Source organism: Nonomuraea composti (genome assembly GCF_012034275.1).
Classification (GTDB): domain Bacteria; phylum Actinomycetota; class Actinomycetes; order Streptosporangiales; family Streptosporangiaceae; genus Nonomuraea; species Nonomuraea composti.
The window spans coordinates 119,916-142,593 of sequence record NZ_JAATEP010000029.1; the positions used below are offsets into that span (position 1 = coordinate 119,916).

General features: G+C 72.0%; 24 protein-coding genes. 13 read left to right on the forward strand and 11 right to left on the reverse strand.

What is annotated here, in order from left to right:
• Window positions 1–26 precede the first annotated feature (26 nt).
• The 3 genes from HCN51_RS34380 to HCN51_RS34390 all read left to right on the forward strand — a co-directional run bounded on the left by HCN51_RS34380 (window position 27) and on the right by HCN51_RS34390 (window position 3,311).
• Complete coding sequence (locus HCN51_RS34380) at window positions 27–926, forward strand: phosphotransferase (protein WP_168015361.1); 900 nt, start codon at window positions 27–29, stop codon at window positions 924–926.
• A gap of 234 nt (window positions 927–1,160) precedes the next feature.
• Window positions 1,161–2,639, forward strand: coding sequence for a hypothetical protein (locus HCN51_RS34385; protein WP_206068211.1), 1,479 nt, complete (start codon window positions 1,161–1,163; stop codon window positions 2,637–2,639).
• Window positions 2,640–2,756: 117 nt separating this feature from the next.
• The gene (locus HCN51_RS34390) at window positions 2,757–3,311 is read left to right on the forward strand and encodes a GNAT family N-acetyltransferase (RefSeq protein WP_080042148.1); all 555 of its coding nucleotides are present in this window, start codon (window positions 2,757–2,759) and stop codon (window positions 3,309–3,311) included.
• Window positions 3,312–3,314: 3 nt separating this feature from the next.
• Here HCN51_RS34390 and HCN51_RS34395 read toward each other — a convergent pair whose 3' ends face one another.
• A complete protein-coding gene (locus HCN51_RS34395; RefSeq protein WP_168015363.1) occupies window positions 3,315–3,761 on the reverse strand; it encodes a nuclear transport factor 2 family protein in 447 nt (148 codons plus the stop codon).
• A 96-nt stretch (window positions 3,762–3,857) separates the two neighbouring features.
• Here HCN51_RS34395 and HCN51_RS34400 point away from each other — a divergent pair, with 96 nt between their 5' ends.
• Window positions 3,858–4,313, forward strand: coding sequence for a MarR family winged helix-turn-helix transcriptional regulator (locus HCN51_RS34400; protein ID WP_230465517.1), 456 nt, complete (start codon window positions 3,858–3,860; stop codon window positions 4,311–4,313).
• Window positions 4,314–4,602: 289 nt separating this feature from the next.
• On the opposite strand, the gene metE is transcribed toward HCN51_RS34400, so the two are convergent.
• Window positions 4,603–6,891, reverse strand: a complete 2,289-nt coding sequence (gene metE / locus HCN51_RS34405; RefSeq protein WP_168015367.1) for a 5-methyltetrahydropteroyltriglutamate--homocysteine S-methyltransferase — start codon at window positions 6,889–6,891, stop codon at window positions 4,603–4,605.
• An 83-nt stretch (window positions 6,892–6,974) separates the two neighbouring features.
• On the opposite strand from metE, the gene HCN51_RS34410 reads away from it, so the two are divergent.
• Window positions 6,975–7,814, forward strand: a complete 840-nt coding sequence (locus HCN51_RS34410; protein ID WP_240973547.1) for a LysR family transcriptional regulator — start codon at window positions 6,975–6,977, stop codon at window positions 7,812–7,814.
• A gap of 28 nt (window positions 7,815–7,842) precedes the next feature.
• Here the strand turns inward: HCN51_RS34410 and HCN51_RS34415 are convergent, their stop codons facing one another.
• Both HCN51_RS34415 and HCN51_RS34420 read right to left on the reverse strand, forming a co-directional pair.
• Complete coding sequence (locus tag HCN51_RS34415) at window positions 7,843–8,523, reverse strand: DNA alkylation repair protein (protein WP_080042143.1); 681 nt, start codon at window positions 8,521–8,523, stop codon at window positions 7,843–7,845.
• Window positions 8,520–9,188 carry a TetR/AcrR family transcriptional regulator gene (locus HCN51_RS34420; protein WP_080042142.1) on the reverse strand — a complete coding sequence of 223 codons (669 nt, stop codon included), beginning with the start codon at window positions 9,186–9,188 and terminating at the stop codon, window positions 8,520–8,522. Before HCN51_RS34420 ends, HCN51_RS34415 begins: the two co-directional genes overlap by 4 nt.
• 97 nt (window positions 9,189–9,285) lie before the next feature.
• Here HCN51_RS34420 and HCN51_RS34425 point away from each other — a divergent pair, with 97 nt between their 5' ends.
• From HCN51_RS34425 to HCN51_RS34440, 4 genes are read left to right on the forward strand one after another with little or no spacing between them, the layout of a single operon-like run.
• The gene (locus tag HCN51_RS34425) at window positions 9,286–10,449 is read left to right on the forward strand and encodes an acetyl-CoA C-acetyltransferase (RefSeq protein ID WP_080042141.1); all 1,164 of its coding nucleotides are present in this window, start codon (window positions 9,286–9,288) and stop codon (window positions 10,447–10,449) included.
• 4 nt (window positions 10,450–10,453) lie between these two features.
• Window positions 10,454–11,818, forward strand: coding sequence for an alkaline phosphatase D family protein (locus HCN51_RS34430; RefSeq protein ID WP_168015371.1), 1,365 nt, complete (start codon window positions 10,454–10,456; stop codon window positions 11,816–11,818).
• Between the two features lie 26 nt (window positions 11,819–11,844).
• On the forward strand, window positions 11,845–13,323 hold the full coding sequence (locus HCN51_RS34435; protein ID WP_168015373.1) for a glycoside hydrolase family 3 protein: 1,479 nt from the start codon (window positions 11,845–11,847) through the stop codon (window positions 13,321–13,323).
• A 3-nt stretch (window positions 13,324–13,326) separates the two neighbouring features.
• On the forward strand, window positions 13,327–13,998 hold the full coding sequence (locus HCN51_RS34440; protein ID WP_168015375.1) for a pentapeptide repeat-containing protein: 672 nt from the start codon (window positions 13,327–13,329) through the stop codon (window positions 13,996–13,998).
• 105 nt (window positions 13,999–14,103) lie between these two features.
• Here the strand turns inward: HCN51_RS34440 and HCN51_RS34445 are convergent, their stop codons facing one another.
• The 4 genes from HCN51_RS34445 to HCN51_RS34460 are packed head-to-tail and all read right to left on the reverse strand — an operon-like array spanning window position 14,104 to window position 17,354.
• A complete protein-coding gene (locus HCN51_RS34445) occupies window positions 14,104–15,138 on the reverse strand; it encodes an NAD(P)H-dependent flavin oxidoreductase (RefSeq protein ID WP_168015376.1) in 1,035 nt (344 codons plus the stop codon).
• Window positions 15,135–15,857 carry a CoA-transferase gene (locus HCN51_RS34450; protein WP_168015377.1) on the reverse strand — a complete coding sequence of 241 codons (723 nt, stop codon included), beginning with the start codon at window positions 15,855–15,857 and terminating at the stop codon, window positions 15,135–15,137. Before HCN51_RS34450 ends, HCN51_RS34445 begins: the two co-directional genes overlap by 4 nt.
• Window positions 15,844–16,629, reverse strand: a complete 786-nt coding sequence (locus HCN51_RS34455; protein WP_168015378.1) for a CoA transferase subunit A — start codon at window positions 16,627–16,629, stop codon at window positions 15,844–15,846. The genes HCN51_RS34450 and HCN51_RS34455 overlap by 14 nt, the downstream gene beginning before the upstream one ends.
• Window positions 16,626–17,354 carry an enoyl-CoA hydratase family protein gene (locus tag HCN51_RS34460; protein ID WP_168015379.1) on the reverse strand — a complete coding sequence of 243 codons (729 nt, stop codon included), beginning with the start codon at window positions 17,352–17,354 and terminating at the stop codon, window positions 16,626–16,628. Before HCN51_RS34460 ends, HCN51_RS34455 begins: the two co-directional genes overlap by 4 nt.
• A 37-nt stretch (window positions 17,355–17,391) precedes the next feature.
• Here HCN51_RS34460 and HCN51_RS34465 point away from each other — a divergent pair, with 37 nt between their 5' ends.
• A complete protein-coding gene (locus tag HCN51_RS34465; protein WP_168015380.1) occupies window positions 17,392–18,108 on the forward strand; it encodes an SDR family oxidoreductase in 717 nt (238 codons plus the stop codon).
• 61 nt (window positions 18,109–18,169) lie between these two features.
• Here HCN51_RS34465 and HCN51_RS34470 read toward each other — a convergent pair whose 3' ends face one another.
• Window positions 18,170–18,823, reverse strand: a complete 654-nt coding sequence (locus HCN51_RS34470; RefSeq protein WP_168015381.1) for an NIPSNAP family protein — start codon at window positions 18,821–18,823, stop codon at window positions 18,170–18,172.
• Between the two features lie 213 nt (window positions 18,824–19,036).
• On the opposite strand from HCN51_RS34470, the gene HCN51_RS34475 reads away from it, so the two are divergent.
• From HCN51_RS34475 to HCN51_RS34485, 3 genes are all read left to right on the forward strand, one after another.
• Window positions 19,037–19,324, forward strand: a complete 288-nt coding sequence (locus HCN51_RS34475) for a hypothetical protein (RefSeq protein WP_168015382.1) — start codon at window positions 19,037–19,039, stop codon at window positions 19,322–19,324.
• A gap of 41 nt (window positions 19,325–19,365) precedes the next feature.
• Window positions 19,366–19,623, forward strand: coding sequence for a DUF320 domain-containing protein (locus HCN51_RS34480; protein WP_168015383.1), 258 nt, complete (start codon window positions 19,366–19,368; stop codon window positions 19,621–19,623).
• A gap of 126 nt (window positions 19,624–19,749) precedes the next feature.
• Window positions 19,750–20,544 (forward strand): ATP-grasp domain-containing protein, encoded by a 795-nt coding sequence (locus HCN51_RS34485; protein WP_346433888.1) that lies wholly within the window; start codon window positions 19,750–19,752, stop codon window positions 20,542–20,544.
• A gap of 8 nt (window positions 20,545–20,552) precedes the next feature.
• Here HCN51_RS34485 and HCN51_RS34490 read toward each other — a convergent pair whose 3' ends face one another.
• Window positions 20,553–21,299, reverse strand: a complete 747-nt coding sequence (locus HCN51_RS34490; protein WP_168015385.1) for an SDR family oxidoreductase — start codon at window positions 21,297–21,299, stop codon at window positions 20,553–20,555.
• 45 nt (window positions 21,300–21,344) lie between these two features.
• Window positions 21,345–22,640: a DUF2252 domain-containing protein gene (locus HCN51_RS34495; RefSeq protein WP_168015386.1), complete on the reverse strand. Its 1,296-nt coding sequence runs from the start codon at window positions 22,638–22,640 to the stop codon at window positions 21,345–21,347.
• Between the last annotated feature and the right edge of the window lie 38 nt (window positions 22,641–22,678).

Below are 22,678 nucleotides of genomic sequence, written 5' to 3' on the forward strand. Positions count from 1 at the left end.
GACGACTCCGGCTTAGGGTGCGGAATGTGACTGGCGACATCCGCGCGTTGCTGGCCCGCCACCTGCCCGACTACCGGGTACGCACCGTCAACCGGCTCGGCCACGGCCTCGACAACTTCGTGTACGAGGTCAACGACGAGCTGCTCGTACGACGGAGCAGAGTGGCGGACCCGCAGGCCAACCGGCAGGAGGTCGCCCGACTGGCGGCCGTCAGGGAGCTGTCCCCCCTCCCCGTCCCCGAGGTGGTCTTCGCCGACGACGAGACCGGCACCATCGCGTACCGCAAACTCCCCGGCACCCCCCTCAACCACCACCTGCACGACGACCATCAGCCCGGCGACCCCGACCACCACCATCGGGTCGGCGGCACCCTGGGCCCCGCCACCCTGGCGGAACAATTGGGCACCTTCCTGAGCGCCATCCACGGAGCCATCCCCGGCACCATGCGCGACCTGGCCCCGCTGGACGTCTACCCCGCCCCGACGCTCCTCCAGGACGCCGCCCTCGACTACCAGGACGTCGCCCCCCACGTCCCGGAGCCACACCGCAGCCTGGTGGAGCGCTTCCTGTCGGAAGCCCCACCCGACGAGCCCCCGTCCCTCCGCTTCTGCCACAACGACCTGGGCGCCGAACACATCCTGGTGGACCCGCAGACAGGCACGATCACCGGCATCATCGACTGGACGGACGCCGCCATCACCGACCCCGCCCACGACTTCGCCCTGATCTACCGCGACCTCGGCCCTGACCTCTTCACCCGCACCCTGACCCACTACGAGTTCCCGGTGACGAAGCAGGACCGAGCCCGCATCCTCTTCTACGCCCGCTGCGCCCTGATCGAAGACCTGGCGTACGGCCTGAGCACCGGCCCCCGCCACTACGCCGACGCCGCCCTGGCCCACCTTCCCTGGACCTTCACCGACTAGCCCCGCCCTCACTGCGCAGCTATCGCCCGCGCGACGCGTCGAGACGACGCCTGAGCACGAATACCGCAGACGTACCTTCGTCGTCTTCGGACAACCAGACAAGGGTGATGGCAGACTGCGACCATGCAGCCACGCCAAGCGAGGTATTTCAACACCATCGGCCCGTGCAACGCGCAGCACCACTACATGCTGCCCCCCGCCCAGCGTCTCCCTGAGACACGGAAACTCATCGAGATGGATCGCTACTTCGTGCTGCAGGGGCCCTGTCAGACGGGCAAGACCACGGCGCTGGAAACCATGGCCGCGGAGCTGACCGCCGAGGGTGACGTCGCCGCCCTCATGTTCTCCTGCGAACGTGCGAGATCGGCCGGAGACGACGTCGGGCGGGCAGAGCAGCTTCTGCTGGACTCCCTTCGCGAGGCCGCGGATCTGTCGAGCTGGCCGGAGGAGCTGCTGCCGCCGGGTCCCCGGCCCGAGGCCCCGGCCGGCGCCCGGTTCAGTTCGGCGCTGAGTGAGTGGTGCCTGCGCAGTCCGCGACGGGTGGTGCTGTTCCTTGACAAGGTCGACGCGCTGCAGGGCAACAGCATGGTGAGCATCCTCAGCCAGCTCCGCCACGGCCACAACACGAGGCACATGGGCCGTCCATTCCCGGCGTCCATGGTGCTGTGCGGGCTGGGCAACCGCACGATAGCCATGGGGGGCGCACCGGAAGGATCGGACGCGATCGTTCCGTTCAATGTCGTCGCCGAGTCGCTGCGCTTGGGTGACTTCACCGCCGACGAGATCGCCGAGCTGTACGGCCAGCACACCGAGGCGACCGGCCAGGAGTTCACCAAGGAGGCGGTGGAGCGGGTCTTCGAGCTGACGCAGGGACAGCCGTGGCTGGTCAACGCCCTCGCGTGTGAGGTCATCACCAAGATGAGAGTGAGCGGCTCCATCACCGGCGACCACGTGGAAGAGGCCAAGGAACGGTTGATCCGGGCGCGAGCCACCCACCTGGACGCCTTGGCGGCGCGGCTGCGTGAGCCGCGGGTGGAACGGGTGATCGCCCCGATCATGGCGGGAACGTGGCCGCACACGGACACCGCCTTCGACGACGACGTCTCCTACGTCCACGACCTGGGTCTCATCCGGAGCACCAGAGACCTGAAGATCGCCAACCCGATCTACCGTGAAGTGCTGTTCCGGATCCTTGGCGATCGCGCGGAGCGGTTCGTGCGAGCCGATCCGCACAGCTTCGTGCTGCCGGACGGCCGGTTCGACCTGCCGCGCCTGCTGGAGGAGTTCGTGGTGTTCTGGCGCGAGCACGGTGAGGTGCTCATCCGGCAGGATGGCTACCACGAGGCCGCCTGCCAGATCATCCTCATGGCCTTCCTGCACCGCCTCGTCAACGGCGGCGGCCAGCTCGACCGCGAGTACGCCGCCGGCACCAAGCGCCTGGACGTGCTGGTCCGCTGGCCCTACACCGGCCCCGACGGGGACCGGCTGGTGCAGCGCGAGGCCATGGAACTGAAAGTCTGGCGAGCGGGCGAGAACGACCCCATGCCCGACGGGCTCGCCCAGCTCGACAGGTACCTGGACCGGCTCACCCTGAGGGCCGGTGTGCTGGTGATCTTCGATCGGCGCCCGGAGGCGCCGCCGTGGAAGGAGCGGGGCGGTTTCGAGCAGGCGGCCACGCCGTCCGGCCGCCAGGTCACCGTCCTGCGGGTTTGACGAACGCACATCCGTCTCCTGAACTCGATGGCGACCGCTCCGGCCCGATCCGGCCCAGTCCGGGCCGGGCCGAAAATCGTTCGCGGAGCTTTTGCCTGGTCTGCTTGGCTGCCTGACATGACATCGTCCGCTTGGGTGGGAGAACGGGTACGGCTGCGCGGCAGGGAGCCCGAGGACTGGGAGGCGTTCCACGCCTTCGAGGAGGATTCCGACGCCATCAGGAACGGCTGGCGGCTGGCCCCGCCGACGTCGGTCGCCCGGATGAAGAAGGAGCTGGCCGAGAGCGCCGAGGAGGAGCCGGACCTCGACGAGTTCTCCCTCGTCATCGCGAGCAAGCACGACAACGCGCCGGTCGGGTCGCTCAACACGCACCAGGTGGACCGGGTGCACGGCACCTTCGCCTACGGGATCTCCGTCGGAACCCCGCACCACCGCAAGGGGTACGCCAGCGAGGCGGTCGTGCTGCTCCTGCGGTACATGTTCTTCGAGCGGCGCTTCCAGAAGGCCGAAGCCTGGGTCTACGGCTCGAACGAGGCGTCGCTGGCGCTGCACCGGCGGCTCGGGTTCGTGGAGGAGGGGCGCCGGCGCAGGAGCCACTTCGCCAACGGCCGCTATGACGACGAGGTGCTGTTCGGGATGACGGTCGAGGAGTACACCGAGCGGTACGCCTGAGCGTCAGCGCTGGGGTGCGGCGGCTCGGCGGCTGGTGCCGGTGGACCAGACGGGGGTGCCGTCGACGCGCGACAGGCGCCAGCCTTCGGGGGAGCGGGTCGCCTCGTAGCGGAAACGTTCGCTCAGGGTGTAGCGGGGCTCCGGGGTGCTCTGCGGGGTGCTCTCCGGGGTGAAGGTGACGATGACGTCCGCGCGGATGGTGGCGTGGTCGCCGTCCACCTCCACCAGAGGGTTGTGGACGAAGTGCTGGACGCGTTCCTCGGGGGAGTGGTTGCGGGCGGCCTGGGCCACGACGGCGTCGCGTCCGGTGGCGAGGCCGCCGGGGGTGCGCACGCTGATGCCGTCCGCGAAGAGGGCGGGCAGGTCGGTGAAGCGGCCCTCGTCCATGCACGCGTAGAGCCGGTAGATGAGCTCGGTGACGTCCGTGCGGTCGTCGGTGGTGGTGGGCATGGGTTCTCTCCCATTTCGTTGGCCGTGCCAATGTTCGCTCGACTAACAATACAGGAGATTGTTGGTTGCGCCAATGGGGTTGGTACGGTGGGGCGCGTGGAGAAACCCGAGGACCCGATCCCGCAGCGGCTGCGCGTCCTGCCCAGCCGGTTGATCAACCAGGTCGCCATGTCCGCCAACCGGCTCGTCGACCAGGCGCTGGCCGAGACGGGGTCGCGCCGCTACCACTACGCGCTGCTCGCGGCGCTGGAGGAGTTCGGGCCGGCGAGCCAGGCCGCGCTGGGGCGGCGCACCGGCATCGACCGCAGCGACATCGTGGCCACCGTAAACGAGCTGGCCGAGCGCGAGTTCGTCGAGCGCAACCCCGACCCCGGCGACCGGCGGCGCAACATCATCACGGTAACGCCGGCGGGCGTCCAGTGGCTCAAGGAGCTCGACCGGTTGCTGTCCCAGGCACAGGACGAGCTGCTCACGCCCCTGTCCTCGGCCGAACGCGAGCAGCTCATCGCCCTGCTCACGAGGATCGCCGACCGCCACTCCGCCTCGCACTGAGCCTTCTTTCCTCTGCGCGGATGAAGGTGGGGTGGCGGTGCCGCTCGTGGGTGGAGGCGGGGGCGCGGCTCCGGCTCTCGGGTGAAGGTGGGAGGCGGGGGCGGCTCCGGCTCTCGGGTGAAGGTGGGAGGCGGGGGCGGCTCCGGCTCTCGGGTGAAGGTGGGAGGCGGGGGCGTGGCTCCGGCTCCCGGGTGAAGGTGGGAGGCGGGGGCGTGGCTCCGGCTCCCGGGCGAGGGTGGGAGGCGGGCCGGGTGCCCGGTGTGTGGCGGGCACCCGGAGGGAGAGGTGGTCAGGCGCCGAGTGTGGTGCGGAGGTGGCGGGTGGCGGTGACCACGTTCGCCAGCGACGCCTCGACCTCCTCGTACGTGCGCGTCTTCAGCCCGCAGTCCGGGTTCACCCACACCCGCTCCACCGGCAACGCCGTAAGAGTCCGGCGCAGCAGCGACTCCACTTCCTCGGCGGACGGCACCCGGGGCGAGTGGATGTCGTAGACGCCCGGCCCGAGGCCCCGTCCGAACGTCGACACCGCGCCCAGGATGCGGGCCCCCGAGCGGGCGGATTCGATGGTGGTGACGTCGGCGTCGAGGCCGTCGATGGCGGCGAGGATCTGGTCGGCGTCCGAGTAGCACAGGTGCGTGTGGATCTGCGTCCGGTCGCCGGCTCCGGACGTGGCCCGCCGGTACGCGGCCACCGCCCACTCCAGGTAGGCGGCCTGGTCGGCGCGGCGCAGGGGCAGCAGCTCGCGCAGGGCGGGCTCGTCCACCTGGATGATCGACACCCCGGCCGCCTCCAGGTCACGCACCTCCTGCCTGATGGCGTCGGCGACCTGGAACACGACGTCCCGCAGCGGCAGGTCGTCGCGCACGAACGACCAGGCGACGATGGTGACGGGCCCCGTGAGCATGCCCTTGACCGGCTGGGACGTGAGCGACTGGGCGTAGCGGGCCCACCGGACGGTGATCGGCTCGGGCCGGCTCACGTCGCCGTGCAGGATGGGCGGCCGGGTGCAGCGCGACCCGTACGACTGCACCCAGCCGTTCCTGGTGACGGCGAACCCGTCGAAGTGCTCGGCGAAGTACTGCACCATGTCGTTGCGCTCGGGCTCCCCGTGGACGAGCACGTCGAGCCCGAGCCGTTCCTGGAGCCGGATCACCCGCTCGATCTCGGCCTCGACCCGCCGCTCGTAGTCCGCCTGCGACAGCGTGCCGGCGGCCACCGCCGCGCGGGCCGCGCGCAGCTCGCCGGTCTGCGGGAACGAGCCGATCGTGGTGGTCGGCAGCGGGGGCAGCCGCAGGTGCTCGGCCTGCGCGGCAGCCCGCACGGGGTACGGGGAACGCTCTCCCGCGGGCTCCACGGCCTCGGCGGACGCCGGCCCTGTCTCCGGCAGCAGGGCCACGGACGGCTCTTCGTCCCAGGACAGCTCCACGGACGGTTCGTCGTCGTCCCAGAGCAGCGCGCCGGACGCGGGTCCGCCGGCGGAGATCCCGGCGGGTGTGCCGGGGGCGATCCCGGCGGGCGTTCCGGGGGCCGCGCCGCGGGCATGAGCCTCGGCCAGGGCGACGACCTCGGCCACCTTCTCCTCCGCGAACGCCAGCCGCCCCCGCAGCCCCGCCTCCAGCTCCGGCTCGTCGGCCAGGGTGTAGGGCACGTGCAGCAGCGAGCACGACGTGCTGACCACGACCTGCGCGCCCTGAAGGGCACCCAGCAGGCTCAGCGCCCGCCCGGGGGAGGTTCGCCACACGTCGCGCCCCGACACCACGCCCGCGACCACGATCTTCCCGGTGAGGTCGGCGGCGGGCAGGCCGCCGCGTACGAGGTCGAGGCCGATGGCCTCCACCGGCGTGCCGGCCAGGACGGGCAGCGACTCCCCGAGCTCGCCGAAGTAGGAGGCCACGAACAGGCCGGGCCGCGACGGGACGGCCCCCAGCCGTTCGTAGGCGGTGCGGACGGCGGCCAGCTCCTCCGGGGTCCGGTCGCCGACGAGGGCGGGCTCGTCGAGCTGCACCCAGGCGACGCCCTCGGCGGCCAGCGCGGCGAGCAGCTCCTCGTAGCAGCCGAGCACGTCCTCCAGCCGGTCCAGCGCCGATCCGAGCAGCAGGAACGTCACCGGCCCCACGATCACGGGCCGCGTCTCGAAGCCTAGCGCCCGCGCCTCCCGCACCTCGCCCAGCACCTTGCTCGCGTCGAGCTTGAACACGGTGCCGGGCTCGATCTCGGGCACGATGTAGTGGTAGTTCGTGTCGAACCACTTCGTCATCCGCAGCGGCGCGAGCCCTTCGGTGCCCCTGGCCATCGCGAAGTAGGGGTCGGCGGCGTCCCGGTAGCGTTCGGGCACGGCGCCGAGCAGCACGGCCGTGTCGAGCACCTGGTCGTACAGGGAGAACGTGTTCGACGGCAGCCCGTGCAGCCCGAGCTCGGCCAGCCGGCGCCAGGTCCGCTCCCGCAGCTCGGCGCCGGCCCGGTCGAGGTCGGCGCGGGTGGAATGCCCGCTCCAGTACGACTCCAGCGCCCGCTTCAGCTCCCGCCGGGGCCCGATGCGCGGGTAACCCAGCACGGTGGACGGGGGAAAGGTGGACATCTCTTCAGCTCCCTCGATCTGGATCAGGTCGCTCGATCGTGCCGACTGCCCGCCGGGTCGTGCACCATGGATTCGTGCTGCTTATGCTCAGGGAGATCCACTGCTTCACGAAGGTCGCGGAACGGCTCAGCTTCTCGGCCGCCGCCGCCGACCTGGGGATGTCCCAGCCCGCGATGAGCCAGGCCATCACCCGTCTCGAACGCGCCACGGGGTCCCGGCTGTTCGAGCGTTCGGCCCGCGAGGTGCGGCTCACGGCGGAGGGCAAGGCGCTGCTCGCGTACGCGGAGCAGGTGATCGAGTCGGTGCGGGCGTTCGAGGTCGAGGCGGCCCGGCTGGCCCGGCCGACCATTCACCTGGCTTATCCACCGCTCGTGGGCGCGCTGGCGGCGCGGATCGTGCGGCGGCTGGCGGGGCGTTCGCCGGCGATCGGGGTGGAGCTGCGCGCGGCCGGGCGGAGCGCGGCGGCGCGGGCGCTGGCGGACGGCGAGGTGTCGGCGGCGATCCTGGCCACGCCGGCGCCGGCGCCGTTCGTCACGGCGGCCAGGTTCCACGTCACGGTCGACCATCTGGCGGTGCCCGCCGGGCACCGGCTGGAGTCGCGGCCCAAGGTGACGGCGGACGAGCTGGGCGGCCACGTGCTGCTCACGCCGGGCACCCGGCCGTGGCCGGGGCTGCCGGGCCGCTCCCGGCTGGTGGCCGACGACGACTTCGCCGCCGCGCTCGACCTGGTGGCGGCGGGCGCGGGCCTGCTGCCCATCCCGCAGCTCCTGGTCAGGACCGTGCGGCGGGACGACGTGCGGTTCGTGCCGCTGGAGGCGGGGGACCTGCGGATCACGTATGCGCTGGCGTGGTCGAGGGAGCGGGTCACCCCGGAGCTGATGGCCTTGGTGCAGGCCGTTCAGGACGCCCTGTGGACCAGGTGACGGCCCGCCCGGCAGCTCAGGTGACGGCTCAGGTGACCGGCAGGTTCTTCAGCGCCTCGCGCCGGCTGAGCCCCGAGATGCCCTTCGCCTTGACGTAGCGGATCACCTCGCCCGGGTTGACCTTGGCGTATTCGCGTAAGGCCCACCCGATGGCCTTGCGGGCGAAGAAGTCGTTGTCGGACAGGCTCGGCTCGATGCACGCGTACAGCAGCGCCGTGTCGGTGCGGGACTTGAACCGGTTCTGGCACAGGATGGCGGTGCGCCGCTTCCACAGGTCGGCGTCGTGCGCCCACTCCAGCATGAGCGGGCGCATCGAGTCGGGGTAGGCGGCCAGCAGCCCGCCGACGCGGTGGGTGGCCAGCTCGTCGACGAGATCCCACCAGGCGCCGGAGACGATCATCTCCTCGTACATGGGGACCGTGTAGAGGGTCTGGTATTCGCGGTAGAGGTGGTAGCCGGACAGCTCGATGGCGGCGTAGCGCTCCTCGCGGTATTCGGCCTCCCGCCAGAGCGTCAGGACGGCGCGCCGCCACTCGGGGGCGCTGTCGAGCCGGTGCTCGGCGAAGACCCGCCGCAGCGCCGCGCGCCTGGGCACGGCCTGCACGCCCAGGAACGGCATCGACGACTTCATGTAGGCCCGCATCGCCTCGGCCTTGCCGGGCTCGGCCGCGTCCTGCAGTGCCAGGCGCACCGCCTTGCCGAGGCTCATCCCTTTTGGGTGGTGCGCTCGCCTGTCGCGAGGCCGTCGAAGAGCACCGTGATGTAGTGCTCGGCCAGCGCCGTGGTGTTGAGCCTGCCGCCGGGGCGGAACCAGCGCACGGCCACCCAGATGGTGTCGCGGATCATCCGGTAGGTGAGCTTGGGGTCGACGTCGGACCTGAACAGCCCGGCGGCCTGGCCGGCCTTGATCTGCGACACCCAGATCTGCTCGACCTCGTCTTCCGCCTTGACGAGGTAGTTGAAGCGCTCGAACTGGCGCAGGTAGTTCCAGTCGTTCTGCATCACCGTGATCGCGGCGCGGTGCGGCTCGAGCGTGCCGAAGCCGATGCGGACCATCTCCGACAGCACCTCGCGGGCGTTGGAGCCGGAGTCGAGGGCGGCGCGGTAGCGCGCGATGAGGTCGTCGAGGAAGGTGGACAGCACCTCGTCGACGATCGTCTCCTTGGAGTCGAAGTGGTGGTAGAGACTTCCGGAGAGGATTCCTGCCTCGTCGGCGATCTCGCGTACTGTCGTGGCTTGGAAGCCCTTGCGCGCGAAGAGCTCCGCGGCGAGCTTGACGAGGTGGTCACGGCGCTCGGACGCCGACCCCGACGAGGTCGTACGCTGGCGCTTCGCCGGGGTGGTGGTCGTGCCGGAGTTCTTTCGCGTGGTCACGTTCCCATTATGGGCCCTGAGACAATCGCTTGTTCGCCTAACCGGCCCAGCTCATACGGCGTTCCCGCGTAGACCAAGCGCTTGCTACGATGCGGGGATGAGTGAGGCGTACATCGTCGGCGCCGTCCGCACCCCCATCGGGCGCAGGAACGGCGGCCTGGCCGGAGCCCACCCCGCCGACCTCGGCGCGCACGTGCTCAAGGAGCTGATGTTCCGGGCCGACGCCGACCCCTCCGCCGTCGAGGACGTGATCTTCGGCTGCGTGGACACGATCGGCCCGCAGGCGGGGGACGTCGCCCGTACGTGCTGGCTGGCCGCCGGGCTGCCGGAGGAGGTGCCCGGCGTGACCATCGACCGCCAGTGCGGCTCCTCGCAGCAGGCCCTGCACTTCGCCGCGCAGGCCGTGCTGTCGGGCACGAACGACCTGGTCGTGGCCGGGGGCGTGCAGAACATGAGCATGATCCCCATCTCCGCGGCGATGCTCGCGGGCCGCCCGCTCGGCCACGACAGCCCCTTCTCGGGCTCCAAGGGCTGGACGGAGCGGTACGGCACGCGGGAGGTCTCCCAGTTCACCGGCGCCGAGATGATCGCCGCCCGGTGGGGGATCTCGCGCGAGGAGATGGAGGCGTACGCGTACGAGTCGCACCGCAGGGCGCTGCACGCCATCGACGCCGGGCACTTCCGCCGCGAGATCGCCCCGTACGAGGGCGTCACCACCGACGAGGGCCCGCGCAGGGACACCACGCGCGCCCGGATGGCCGCGCTCAAGCCGCTCACCGACGGCGGCACGCTGACCGCCGCCCTGGCCTCGCAGATCTCCGACGGCGCCGCCGCCCTGCTCATCGCCTCGCCGCGGGCCGTCCGCGAGCACGGCCTTACCCCGCGCGCCCGCGTGCACCACCTGTCGGTACGCGGCGACGACCCGATCATGATGCTCTCGGCCCCGATCCCCGCGACCGTGCACGCGCTCGGCATGACCGGCCTGTCCATCGGGGACTTCGACGCCATCGAGATCAACGAGGCGTTCGCCCCGGTGGTGCTGGCCTGGATCAAGGAGACGGGCGCGGACCCGGCCAGGGTCAACCCGAACGGCGGCGCCATCGCCCTCGGCCATCCGCTCGGCGCCACCGGCGCCGTGCTGGCCGTCAAGCTGCTGCACGAGCTGGAGCGCACCGGCGGCAGGTACGGCCTGCAGACCATGTGCGAGGGCGGAGGACAGGCGAACGTCACCATCATCGAGCGCCTGGCTCCCGCACCATGAAGGTATGGCGAACCCGTTCACCCTCGGCGTCGCCTCCGGTGAGCCCCTGCCCGACGGCGTGGTGCTCTGGACGCGATTAGCAGTCGACCCGCTCGGCACCGACCCCCGGCGGCCGGGCGGCATGGCCCCCAGGTCCGTGGAGGTGAGCTGGCAGCTCGCCGAGGACGAGCGGTTCACCCAGGGTCTGCGCCACGGCATCGCCCAGGCGCTGCCGGTCTGGGCGCACAGCGTGCACGTCAGGGTCGCCGGGCTGAAGGCGGGCACCGACTACTTCTACCGGTTCAGGGCCGGCGGCCGGCAGAGCGCGGTGGGGCGCACCAGGACGGCCGACGACCCGGCCTCGACGCGGCCCGTGCGGTTCGCGGTGGCCAACTGCCAGCGTTACGAGCACGGCTTCTACACCGCCTACCGGCATCTGGCGGACGAGCGGCCCGACGTCGTCCTCCATGTGGGGGACTACATCTACGAGTCCCGCCAGTCGGCCACGGTGGTGCGCGCGCTCGGGCCGCTGCCGGGTGAGGCGAGCCGGCTGCACGAGTACCGCCAGCGCTACGCCCGCTACAAGACCGACCCGGACCTCCAGGCCGCGCACGCCGCCGCGCCGTGGGTGCCGACGTGGGACGACCACGAGGTGCTCGACAACTACCGGGGCCGGGGTGACGGGTCGGCGGCGTTCCTGCGCCGCAGGGGCGCGGCGTACCAGGCGTACTACGAGAACCAGCCGATCAGGGTGCGGCCCGAGGACGGGAACCTGCAGATGTATCGCAGGCGCACGTACGGGACGGTCGCGGACTTCCTGGTGCTGGACGCGCGCCAGCACCGCGACGCCGTCACCATGCTCGGGGCCGCGCAGGAGCAGTGGCTGGTGTCGCGCCTGGTCACCAGCCCCGTACGGTGGCGGGTGCTGGTGCAGCCGCTGTTCTTCGCCCGCCGTTTCGTGCCCGGCCCCGCCCCGAACCTGCGCGCCGACTCCTGGGACGGCCATCCGGCGCAGCGGGCGCGCATCCTGGGGGTGCACGCGCCGGGGCTGGTCGTCTTCAGCGGGGACGTGCACAACGCCTGGGCGGGGGAGCTGAAGGCGGACTTCCTGGATCCTGGCTCGGCCACGGTCGGCGTCGAGTTCGTGGGCAGCGCGATCACCAGCCGGCCCCCGGAGACCGACGGGCCCGCCGTGCTGGCGGCCAACCCGCACCTGCGCTTCTTCGACGACCGGCGCGGTTACCTGTCGTGCACGGCGAGCCTGGAGGAGTTACGGGTGGCGTTCCGAGGGGTGGACTTCGTGGACCGCGCAGGGGCTCCGGTGCGTCCGGTGGGGGAGTTCGTGACCAAAGGGAGCGGGCTGACATCAGAAAATGCCTCTAGCAAATAGGAAACTTTCCTATTAGATTTCGGGTCATGCCCCTGAGCGGTGACCTGCTTCGCCTCGCCGACGCCGTGATCTTTCCCGGCTTCACCGGCCACACCCCGCCCGACTGGCTGCGCCGCCGGCTCGGCGACGGGCTGGCCGGCGTCGTGCTGTTCACGCGCAACATCGCCGGCCCCGGCCAGGTGGCCGAGCTCACCGCCGCGCTGCGCGCCGAGAACCCGTCGGTGCTGGTCGGGATCGACGAGGAGTCCGGCGAGGTCACCCGGCTGGAGGTGGCGACCGGCAGCAGCCGGCCCGGCGCGTACGCGCTGGGCGTCGTGGACGACGTGGCACTCACCGAGTCGCTGGCCAGGGGCCTCGGCGGCGACCTGGCCAGGGCCGGCATCTCGATCGACTTCGCCCCCTCCGCCGACGTCAACTCCAACCCCGACAACCCCGTCATCGGCCTGCGCGCGTTCGGCGCCGACCCGGCGCTCGTCGCCCGGCACGTACGGGCGTTCGTCCGCGGCCTCCAGTCGGCCGGGGTCGCCGCCGGCGCCAAGCACTTCCCCGGGCACGGCGACACCGCCGTGGACTCCCACCACGGCGTGCCCGTCGTCGCCGAGAGCGGCATCGACGACGCGCTGCACCCCTTCCGCGAGGCGATCGACGAGGGGGTCAAGGTCGTCATGACCGGGCACCTCCTCGTGCCGTCGTACGACGCCGAGCGGCCCGCCACGCTCAGCCCCAAGGTGCTGACCGGGCTGCTGCGGGAGGAGCTGGGGTTCGACGGGCTGATCATCACGGACGGCATCGAGATGGCCGCGGTGTCGGGGGCGTACGGGATCGGGGGCGCCTCCGCCCGCGCCATCGCCGCCGGCGCCGACGCCATCTGCGTCGGCGGCGAGCACGCCGACGAGGCCACCGCCGCCGGGATCCGCGACGCGATCGCGGCGGCGGTGACCGAAGGACTGCTGCCCGAGGAGCGCCTGGCCGACGCCGCTCGAAGGGTCCGCGAGCTGGCCGCGTGGGCCACCTCCTCGGGCAGCCCGGCACCCGCCGACGGCCGCGCCGGCCTGGAGGCGGCCCGCCGGGCCATCCGCGTCACCCGCCGCTCCACCGCGCCCGTCCTGCCGCTCACCGGCGCGCCGTACGTGGTGGAGCTGGCGCCCCTCATGAACCTGGCCATCGACAGGAACACCCCGTGGGGCGTCGGCGCGCCGCTCGCCCGGCTGCTGCCCGGCACCGACGTCACCCGCCTGGAGGCGGGCCAGGCCACGGGGCCGGAGCTGGAGCGCCTCATCGACCTGGCCGCCGGCCGCCCGCTCGTCGTGGTCGTCAGGGACGTGCACCGCTACGCCTGGCAGACCGCGGCCCTGGAGCACCTGCTCAGCGCCCGCCCCGACACCGTCGTGGTGGAGATGGGCCTGCCCGCCCGCTCGGACCTGGGCGCCGTGCACGTCGCCACGCACGGGTCGGCCGAGGTCTGCGGCCGGGCGGCCGCCGAGGTGCTGACCGGTAGGCTCTAGCGCGTGAACTTCGAGGGCGAGGACCTGTCCCGCAAGGCGCTCGGCGACCGGCTGCCGCCGGGGGAGACGCACGTGTTCCGCGAGTGCGACCTGACCGAGACCGACCTGTGGGGCGCCTCGCTGGCGGGGGCCCGCTTCGAGAGCTGCGTGCTCGACCAGACCGACTTCCGCAAGGCCGACCTCGACGGCGCCGTGTTCGCCGGCGGCGGCGGGATGCGCACCAGGTTCAACGACGCCGACCTCATCGACGCCGCCTTCACCGACGTCGACCTGTCCTCGGCGCAGTTCGCGGGCGCGCTGCTGACCGACGTCTCGTTCACCGGCTGCCGCATGATCGGGGCGGCGCTCACCGGGTCGCGCGGCACCGGCTTCAAGCTGAGCCGCTCCAACCTGACGCTGGCCAACCTCGGCGGCTGCACGCTGCGCAAGGAGCACATCGAGGGCGTGCGCTTCGACGACGCCGACCTGTCGGGCTGCGACTTCACCGAGGCCACGCTGAGCGACTGCCGGCTGCGCGGCACCCGGCTGCTCGGCACGAAGTTCACCAAGGCCGACCTGCGCGGGGCCGACCTGGGGGAGCCCGACGACGCCAAGCTGCGCGCGTTCGCGGGCGCGGTCATCAACCAGGCGCAGGCCAACGCCATCCTCGCCGCCCGCGGCATCACGGTCCTGTGAGCGGCATCGCGGTCCGGTAAGGCCCGCGGCATCACGGTCCTGTGAGCGGCATCGCGGTCCGGTAAGGCCCGCGACGTCACGGTCCTGTGGCGCCGCCCAGGCGAGTCAGGGGCCGGTGACGCTGAGCCGGGTCAGTGCCGCTCCGGCCTCCGACATGATCCGTTCGATCAGCTCCTGGCAGGACGGCAGGTCGTCGAGCACCCCCACCACCTGACCCGAGGCCATCACACCAAGGTCCACCCGCCCCTCCACCATGGCCGCCCGCAGCAGCACCGGCGTGTTCGCCGCCTGGAGCACCTGCGCCCAGGTCAGCCCGCGCGCCCGCCGCATCCGCCGGCCCTCGCGCAGCATCGAGCGCCACGACAGGCCCGACAGCCGCTTGAACCGCGCCCCGTTCACCACGGCCCTGACCAGGCGGGCGCGTTCGAGCGAGGCCACGAACGGCGTGCTCAGCACCCGGTGCGGCACCCCGTCCACGTTCCTGGTCACCACCGTCTCGCGCGCCGCCAGGTAGAACTTCTTCACCTCGTCGGGCACCGGCGAGTCGCTGGTCAGCAGGAAGCGGGTGCCCATGGCGATCCCGCAGGCCCCGTACGCCAGCGCCGCCACCAGCCCCCGCCCGTCGAAGAACCCGCCCGCCGCGACCACGGGGATGTCCACCGCGTCCACGACCTGCGGCAGCAGCAGCGTGGTCGCCACCGGCCCGGTGTGCCCGCCGCCCTCGCCGCCCTGCACGATCACCGCGTCCGCGCCCCACCCGGCCACCTTCTCCGCGTGCCGCCGCGCCCCCACCGACGGCATCACGACGACGCCCGCGTCCCTGAGCCGGGCGATCAGCTCCCTGCGGGGCGCCATCGCGAACGAGGCCACCCGCACGCCCTCGGCGACCAGCACCTCCACCCGCTCGGCCGCGTCGTCGGCGTCGGCGCGCAGGTTCACGCCGAACGGGGCGTCGGTGCGCTCCTTCACCCGCCGGATGGCCGCCCGCATCTCGGCCACGGACATGGTGGCCGCGCCGATCACGCCGAGCCCGCCGGCGCGTGAGGTGGCCGCCGCGAGCCGGGCGCCCGCGACGTACCCCATGCCGGTCTGGACGATCGGGTGGCGGCAGCCGACGAGCGCGGTCAGCGCGGTCCTCATGCCGCCACCTCGCGCTCGCGCAGGCGGCCGGGGTCGAGGCGGTCGAGGACGGCCAGTTCCTCGGCGGTGGGCTCCCGCGTCCGGGCGACCTGTCCGGAGACGCCGTGCAGTTCGAACCCGGTGGCCGCCACCACGTCGTCCACGCTCACCCCGGGGTGCACCGACACCAGCCGCATCCCCCCGTCGGGCGAGGCGAAGTCCAGCACCGCCAGGTCCGTCACCACCCGCCGCAGCTCGAACGCCCCCCGGTCGGTGCCGAGCCCGCTCACCATGTCCACCTCCGGCACGAACGTGCGCCGGGAGTGCCGGGGGATCCAGTAGCTCGTCGGATCGCACCGCGTGTTCCCCGGCGCGCCGCGCACCCCCAGGAGCTGCGCCTTCGGCCGCGCCCAGTCGCCGATGCAGGAGATGTTCGTGTTGCCGTGCCGGTCGATCTGGCTCGCGCCCAGCATGACGTGCCGCCGCCCGTTCAGCACCAGCCACAGGTGCTCCCGGAACGGCAGCCACCCCTCCACCACCTCCGGCGCCTGCCCGAGCGCGGGCACGTCGCCGGTGAGCAGGCACACGCCGTCGTGCGTGATCAGGTCGGGCTCGAACGTCAGCCGGGCCAGCCGCGCCGCCAGCACCGTGATCGCCCCGCCGATCCCGGCCGCCAGGATCTCCCCGTCGCCCCTGAACGCCTCCGCGCACGCCACCACGCACACGTCAGCCCTGCTCACGGGCGTCCTCCACGTAGCGCCGCTGGGCCGCCTCGTCACGCCCGTAGTCGGGCTCGCACGAGGTGAACCCGGCCCCGCCGGGCGCCTCCACCACGCCGGCCACCATCGACCGGCTGATCAGCAACGACTGCACGGGCCCCTCCTTGAGCAGGTCGGCCGGGTCCACCAGCCGCTCGCACGAGACGTAACACCGCCCGGCCGCCTTCGCGTAGAGGTCGTCGAAGTACGGGTCAGGCCCCAGGTACTGGGCGTTGCCCCGGGCGTCGGCCCGGTTGAGGTGCACCAGCGCCACGTCCATGGTCAGCGCGGGCACCGCGACCAGCTCCTCGCCGTCCCCGTACGGCGAGCGCACCGTCCGCAGCTCCGGGTTGACCCGCAGCACGTCCGAGCCCAGCCCCGCCCGCGTCGGCAGGAACGGCAGCCGGTGCGCGGCGGCCAGCAGGCCGAACATGAACATGCCCTCGTCGTACTCGGTGAACGCGATCTCGCCCGCCTGCCTGGCCCGCCGGAAGTGGGGCTCCAGGGGGATGGTGTCGAGCGTGACGAACGGGGCCACGACCCGGCGCACCTTCCCGGCCGCGCAGAGCAGGCCGACGTCGGGCCCGCCGTACGAGACGATCGTCAGGTCGCGGGCGGGAGCCCGGACGAGGGCTTCGACCAGGGCCATCGGCTTGCGGCGCGAGCCCCAGCCGCCGATCCCGACCGTCATCCCGCTCTCCACGGAGGCGGCCACCTGCTCGGCGGTCATCACCTTGCTCGTTCCGGGGCTCATGTGAAGCGCTCCCGGTGCCGGTCGCCGATGCCCATGAGGTTCAGCTCGAAGGTGAAGCCCTGCTCGAAGCGGTAGCTGCGGTTGACGTCGATCGGGTCGATGCCGTTGAGCGACTCCTTGGCGCGGCGGATCACGTACGGGTCCTTGGCCGCGATCTGCTCGGCCACCTGGACGGCCGTCTCGCGCAGCTTGTCGCGCGGCACCACCTCCAGCACCGAGCCGAACGCGTGCAGCTCGGCGGCGGTGACGTTCCTGCACGTGTAGACCATGGCCCGCAGGAGGTGCTGCGGCACCAGCCGGGCCAGGTGCGTGGCCGCGCCCAGGGCGCCCCGGTCCACCTCGGGCAGCCCGAAGTACGCCTCCTCGGCGGCCACCACGATGTCGGCGTTGCCCGCCAGGCCGACGCCGCCGCCCAGGCAGAAGCCGTGCACGGCGGCGATCACGGGGACGGCGCACGCGTACACGGCGGCGAAGGCCGCGTAGCACGCCCGGTTGGCGCCGACGAGGGCGGTGAAGCCCTCGCTGTCCCGCATCTCCTTGATGTCCACCCCGGCGTTGAAGCCGCGCCCTTCGGCCCGCAGCACGACCACCCTGGTCGCGGGGTCGTCCCCGGCCGTGCGCACGGCCCGGGCCAGCTCCTCCCAGCCGCGCACCGGCAGGGCGTTCACCGGTGGCACGTCCACGATCACTTCGGCGATCGGGCCTTCCCGCAGCGAGATCCCCAATGTACCTCCCTAACGCTTGCTTGGTACGGTAGCACCCGTGACCGTGACTTACGACTACACGGGCAGGTCCGTCCTGGTGACGGGGGGCACGAGAGGCATCGGCGCGGGCATCGCGGCCGCCTTCGAGGCGGCCGGCGCCGAGGTCACCGTCTGCGCGCGCGGCCGGCCCGAGCGGGCCGCGCACCGGTTCGTGCAGGCCGACGTGCGCGACCCCGAGCAGGTGGACCGGCTGATCGGCGGGCTCGGGCGGCTCGACGTGGTGGTCAACAACGCGGGCGGCTCGCCGCCGGCCCCGGTGGACGGCACCTCGCCGCGCCTGCACGCCCGCGTCATCGAGCTCAACCTCACGGCCCCGCTGCTGGTGGCGCAGCGCGCGTACCCGCTGCTCGCCGACTCCGGCGGGGCCGTCGTGATGATCGGCAGCGCCAGCGGCGCCCGGCCCTCGCCGGGCACCTCCGCGTACGGCGCCGCCAAGGCCGGGCTGCACCACCTGGCCCGCTGCCTGGCGGCGGAGTGGGCGCCCCGGGTGCGGGTCAACACGGTCATCGTGGGCCTGGCCGCCACCGAGGACGCCGCCGGCCACTACGGCGGCCGCTCCGACCTGGACGGCAGGGCCATCCCCGCCGGCCGCATGGCCACGCCCGCCGACGTGGCGCAGGCGTGCCTGTGGCTGGCCGCGCCCGGCTACGTGACCGGCGCCGAGGTCCGCGTGGACGGCGGCGGCGAGATTCCCGCCTGGCGGCACCTGGTCTGAGCCGCCGAGGTCCGCGTGGACAGAGGCGGCGAGATCCGGCCGGGCGGCACGGCCGTGCGGGTCAGCGCATGGCCGAGCGGGCGGTGGGGCGCAGCCGCAGCCGCTCGGGCGGCGCCGTGCAACGCGGCTCCAGCATGGGCAGGTCCACCTCCCGCTCCTCCTCCGGCGTCTCGAACCGGGCGAGCCAGACGAACACCCGCGCATCACTCCTCACCGGCAGTCGCGGGAAGGTGTTCTCCGCAGGCTCGGTCTCCAGGAGGAGAACCGGCGTCACCCCGGCTCCCTCCAGCACGGGCAGGGCTTCCCGGCGGAAGAGCTCGGCGAAGTCGGCTCCGTCCACGTGATAGACGGTGACTACGTAGAGTGACGATGGAAGGGGCGCGCCGACCGGCGGGCGGTCCTGCGGAGCGGGCTCCGGGCCGGCCGGACGCAGCAGGAGCACGTCGTCGGAGTCGGCCATCGTGGCGTTGGCCGCGTCGCGGTGCGCCTGCCACACGGGCCCGCCGTAGAAGGACTCCAGGGACGCCTTCCTGGAGGTCATGTCGGGGAAGGCGCGCAGCCAGGTGAACTTGTCCCGCTCCTCGACCTCGCGAAAGCTGCCCGGGACGCGCATGCCCGTGGCCTCCTGCGCCTCGATGAACTCCCGCTCGAACAAGGAGATCAGGGTGTCGCGCCGCCCGGGCAGCAGCGTGTAGCGCCGTAGCTCGTAGATCATGCGGCCGACGGTAGGGCCCGGTCACTGACATCCCGTGTCAGCGTCAGGTCCGAACAATATTCCGACACGCTCCGCTACCATTCGATCACGTCAAGTTATATGCTCGCACTGTCCTTGATCCCCTTGGGGTCAAGGAAGGTCCAAGGGAGGGGTGGTGCGCTGGGCCCGGCGCGCGCCGCTCCGGAGGGCTTCCCCACAGGCGAAGGAGCAGAAGTGATCAGAAAGGTGTGCGCCGTCTCGGCCGTGCTGGCGGCGGTGGCCGGTGGCGCACTACTCGCGGTTCCCGCTCACGCTGACGACGACTGGGCCGGTCCCCTGACCGGTGACACCTGGTCCGCCAACCGGAGTGCCAACGACGACTCGTCCCAGTCGGGCAACACCTTCGGTGACGTCCTCGCCACCAACCACGGCGAGGGTCACTCGACCAACGTCAACAACGTCAACGGCTTCGCCACGACCGCCGCCAACGGCGGCATCGCGGTGACGTACGTCTTCGACTGACCGGCTGACGTCCGAGCACAGCATTCGGAAAGGACATCGACATGAAGAAGCTCTGCATGACCGGCATCGCCGCCGCCGCCGCGGCGGGGGTGACCCTGCTGTCGGCCCCCGCGTACGCCGACACCAACGCCGGCAACTCCAGCTCCAACCGCGACTCCTCCCAGTCGGGCAACAACTTCGGCAACGTCGTCAACGCCAACGTCAACGGCGCCGGCGCGACCGGGGTCAACAACGTCAACGGCAACACCGTGACGGCCACCAACGGCAGCGACTCGGTCGTCGACGACGTCCACGACTAGACCTGGCCCGCTGAGCGCGGCCGGCTGATGGGGGCCGGCTGCCCGCGTCCGTAACGGGTGCGGGCCGGGTCCGAAATGGCCCGGCTCGCGCCACATTAGGATCGCTGGGTGACTATCTGCGCCTATGTGACATATGCGGATTTCGAGCTGGACGACGAACGCGACCTGGTGCCGGCCGCCTGGCGGGAGGCGGGCATCGAGGGACGGGTCGAGCGCTGGGACGACCCGTCGGCCGACTGGAGCGCGTACGACGCCGTGGTGATCCGCTCCGTCTGGGACTACATCCTCAGGCGCGAGGAGTTCCTCGCCTGGGCGCGCCGCGTGGCGTCCGTCACGAAACTGCTGAACCCGTACGCCGTGCTGGAAACCAATACCGACAAGACCTACCTGCGCGACCTGAGCGTGCCGACCGTGCCCACCCACTGGTCGTCGCGGGGCCTGCCCGACTGGCCCGAGTACGTCGTCAAGCCGTCCGTCTCCGGCGGCGCTCGCGACACCACCCGCACCACCGACCGCGCCGAGGCCGCCCGCCTGGCGAAGGAGCTGGAGGCAGCGGGGCGCACGCCGATGGTGCAGCCGTACCTCGACATGGTCGAGGCGGAGGGCGAGACGTCGCTGCTGTACTTCAACGGCCGCTTCAGCCACGCCGTCCGCCGCAGCGCCATGCTGGCCGCCGGGGCGACCGAGGCCGACAACCCGCGGGCCCAGCTCCGCACCCCAGCCCCGGACCAGGTCGAACTAGCCGAGAAGGTGCTCACCGCCATACCCCATGACCTTCTCTACGCCAGGATCGACCTGGTCCGGCTGCCCGGCGGCGCGCCCGCGGTCATCGAGCTGGAGCTGACCGAGCCGTACCTCTTCCTGACCTACGACCCGCGGGCGCCGGCCCGCTTCGCGACGGCGCTGCGCGAGCTGCTCTGACCAGAGGCTCAGCAGGAGATCCCGCCGTCCACGGGGATGACCGTGCCCGTCAGGTACGCCCCCGCCCGCGACGACAGGTAGATGGCGGCGCCCGCCATGTCCTCGGGCCGGCCGATGCGGCCCAGGGGCACGTTGGAGGCGATGACCTCGCGGGTGGCGGGGTCGTCGAGCGCGAACGCCATCATCTTCGAGTCGAAGGGGCCGGGGGCGATGGCGTTGACCGTGATGTGCTCCTTGGCCAGGCGCCGGGCCAGGTGCCTGGTCAGCATGTGCACGGCGGACTTCGTCGAGGAGTACGCGTAGCTCTCCAGGGCCGGCACCTTGATGCCGTCGATCGACCCCACGTTGATCACCCGGGCCGGGTCGTCGGCGCTGGCCGCCTGCCTGAGCTGCGGCAGGAACCGCTGGGTCAGGGAGAAGACGCCCTTGACGTTGATGTTCCAGAGCTTGTCGAAGGCGTGCTCCGGATACTCCTCCAAGGGGGCGCCCCAGGTCGCGCCGGCGTTGTTCACCAGCACGTGCAGGGGCCCGTCCACCGCCGACACGAGCCGCTCCAGCCCCTCGGGGGTGGACAGGTCGGCGGGCACGGCGACGCAGCCCAGCTCGGCGGCCGTCTTCTCGACCTCGGCCGTCTTGCGGGCGGAGATGTAGACGCTCGCGCCCGCCTCCATGAACCCGGCCGCGATCATGCGCCCGATGCCGCGCGACCCGCCCGTGACGACGACGGTCTTGCCTTCCACTGAGAACAGAGTCATGTTCTGGGAGGATGCCATACCGACCGGTCGGTCGCCAGTCGTGGGTCACACCCCCGGCAGCCGCCCGTTCCGGAACAGGTCCACGAACCGCTGGTGATCGTCGCGGGCCTGCGCCCCGTACCGGTGGGCGAAGTCCACCAGCATCCCCACGAACCCGGCCCGGTCGTCCCCGATCACGCCCACGATCGCCTCTTCTGTCGAGAAGTCCACGAGGTCGTGGCTGGAGTCGTCGTCGGCCACCGCGTGCATGCGGGCCACCGCCCGCCCCAGGTCCTGCACGATCGAGCGCAGCTCGTCCGGCTCGTTGACGTCGTCCCAGTCCAGGTCCGCCGAGTACGGCGACACCTCCGCCACGAGCTGCCCCACCCCGCCCAGCGTCGTGTAACCCAGCCAGGGATCGGCGTAGGCCTGCAACGCCCGCTGTGACTCCGCCGTGCGGTGCCCCTGGTGCCGGAAGTAGGAGGCCACCCTCTCGTCGGTGACGTGCCGCGCCACCGCCGGCACCGCCGCCTGCTTCATGTAGAGGATCACGTCGTTCTCCAGTGCCTGCGAGCGCCCTTCGAGCAGCAGGTTGTACGACGGCAGCCCCGCCGACCCGATGCCCACGCCCTTGCGCAGCGCCACGTCCTTGACCACGTGCTCGACGGGGCTGCCCGGCACCGGCAGCGTGGTCAGGTAGTCCGCGAACGCCTCCAGCACGGCCTGCCTGGTCGGCTCGTCCACCGGCTCGCGTCCCTCCAGCAGCGAGAAGCGCCGGTCGTAGTCCTCGATCACGGTCTCCACGTCCAGCAGCGCCACGCGCGTGCTGAGCCGCGCGCGCTGCAGCACGCGGTGCAGCGTCCCGCTGGTGGTGGCGAGGGTGAGCGAGCCGATCGCGTCGTCCCCGCCGGCCGCGATCGCGGACAGCTCGACCAGGTACGCCCCGGCGAAGTCGGTCACGAGCATGCTGATCGAGTCGTCCGACAGCGCCTTGGCGTAGCCGAGCAGGGCCACGCTGGCGGCGAACCGCTTGAGGTCCCAGACGTACGGGCCCACGTACGCCTCGTCGAAGTCGTTGACGTTGAAGACCAGCTCGCCGGAGGCGTTCATGTACGTGCCGAAGTTCTCCGCGTGCAGGTCGCCGTGGATCCAGACCCGGCTGGTCGGGCCGTCGAGGTAGGAACCGTCGGCGAAGGCGCCGGCCATGTCCGCGTAGAACAGGCAGGCGCTGCCCCGGTAGAAGGCGAACGGCGAGGCCGCCATCTTCCGGAACTTCCGCCGGAACGCCGCGGGGTCTCGCTTGATCGACTCGCCGAACTCCGTCATCAGGACATCGAGCAGGAAGGAGGAGCGTGTGCCCATGCTCCGGACACTAGGTCGCCGATCCCCTTGCCGCCTAC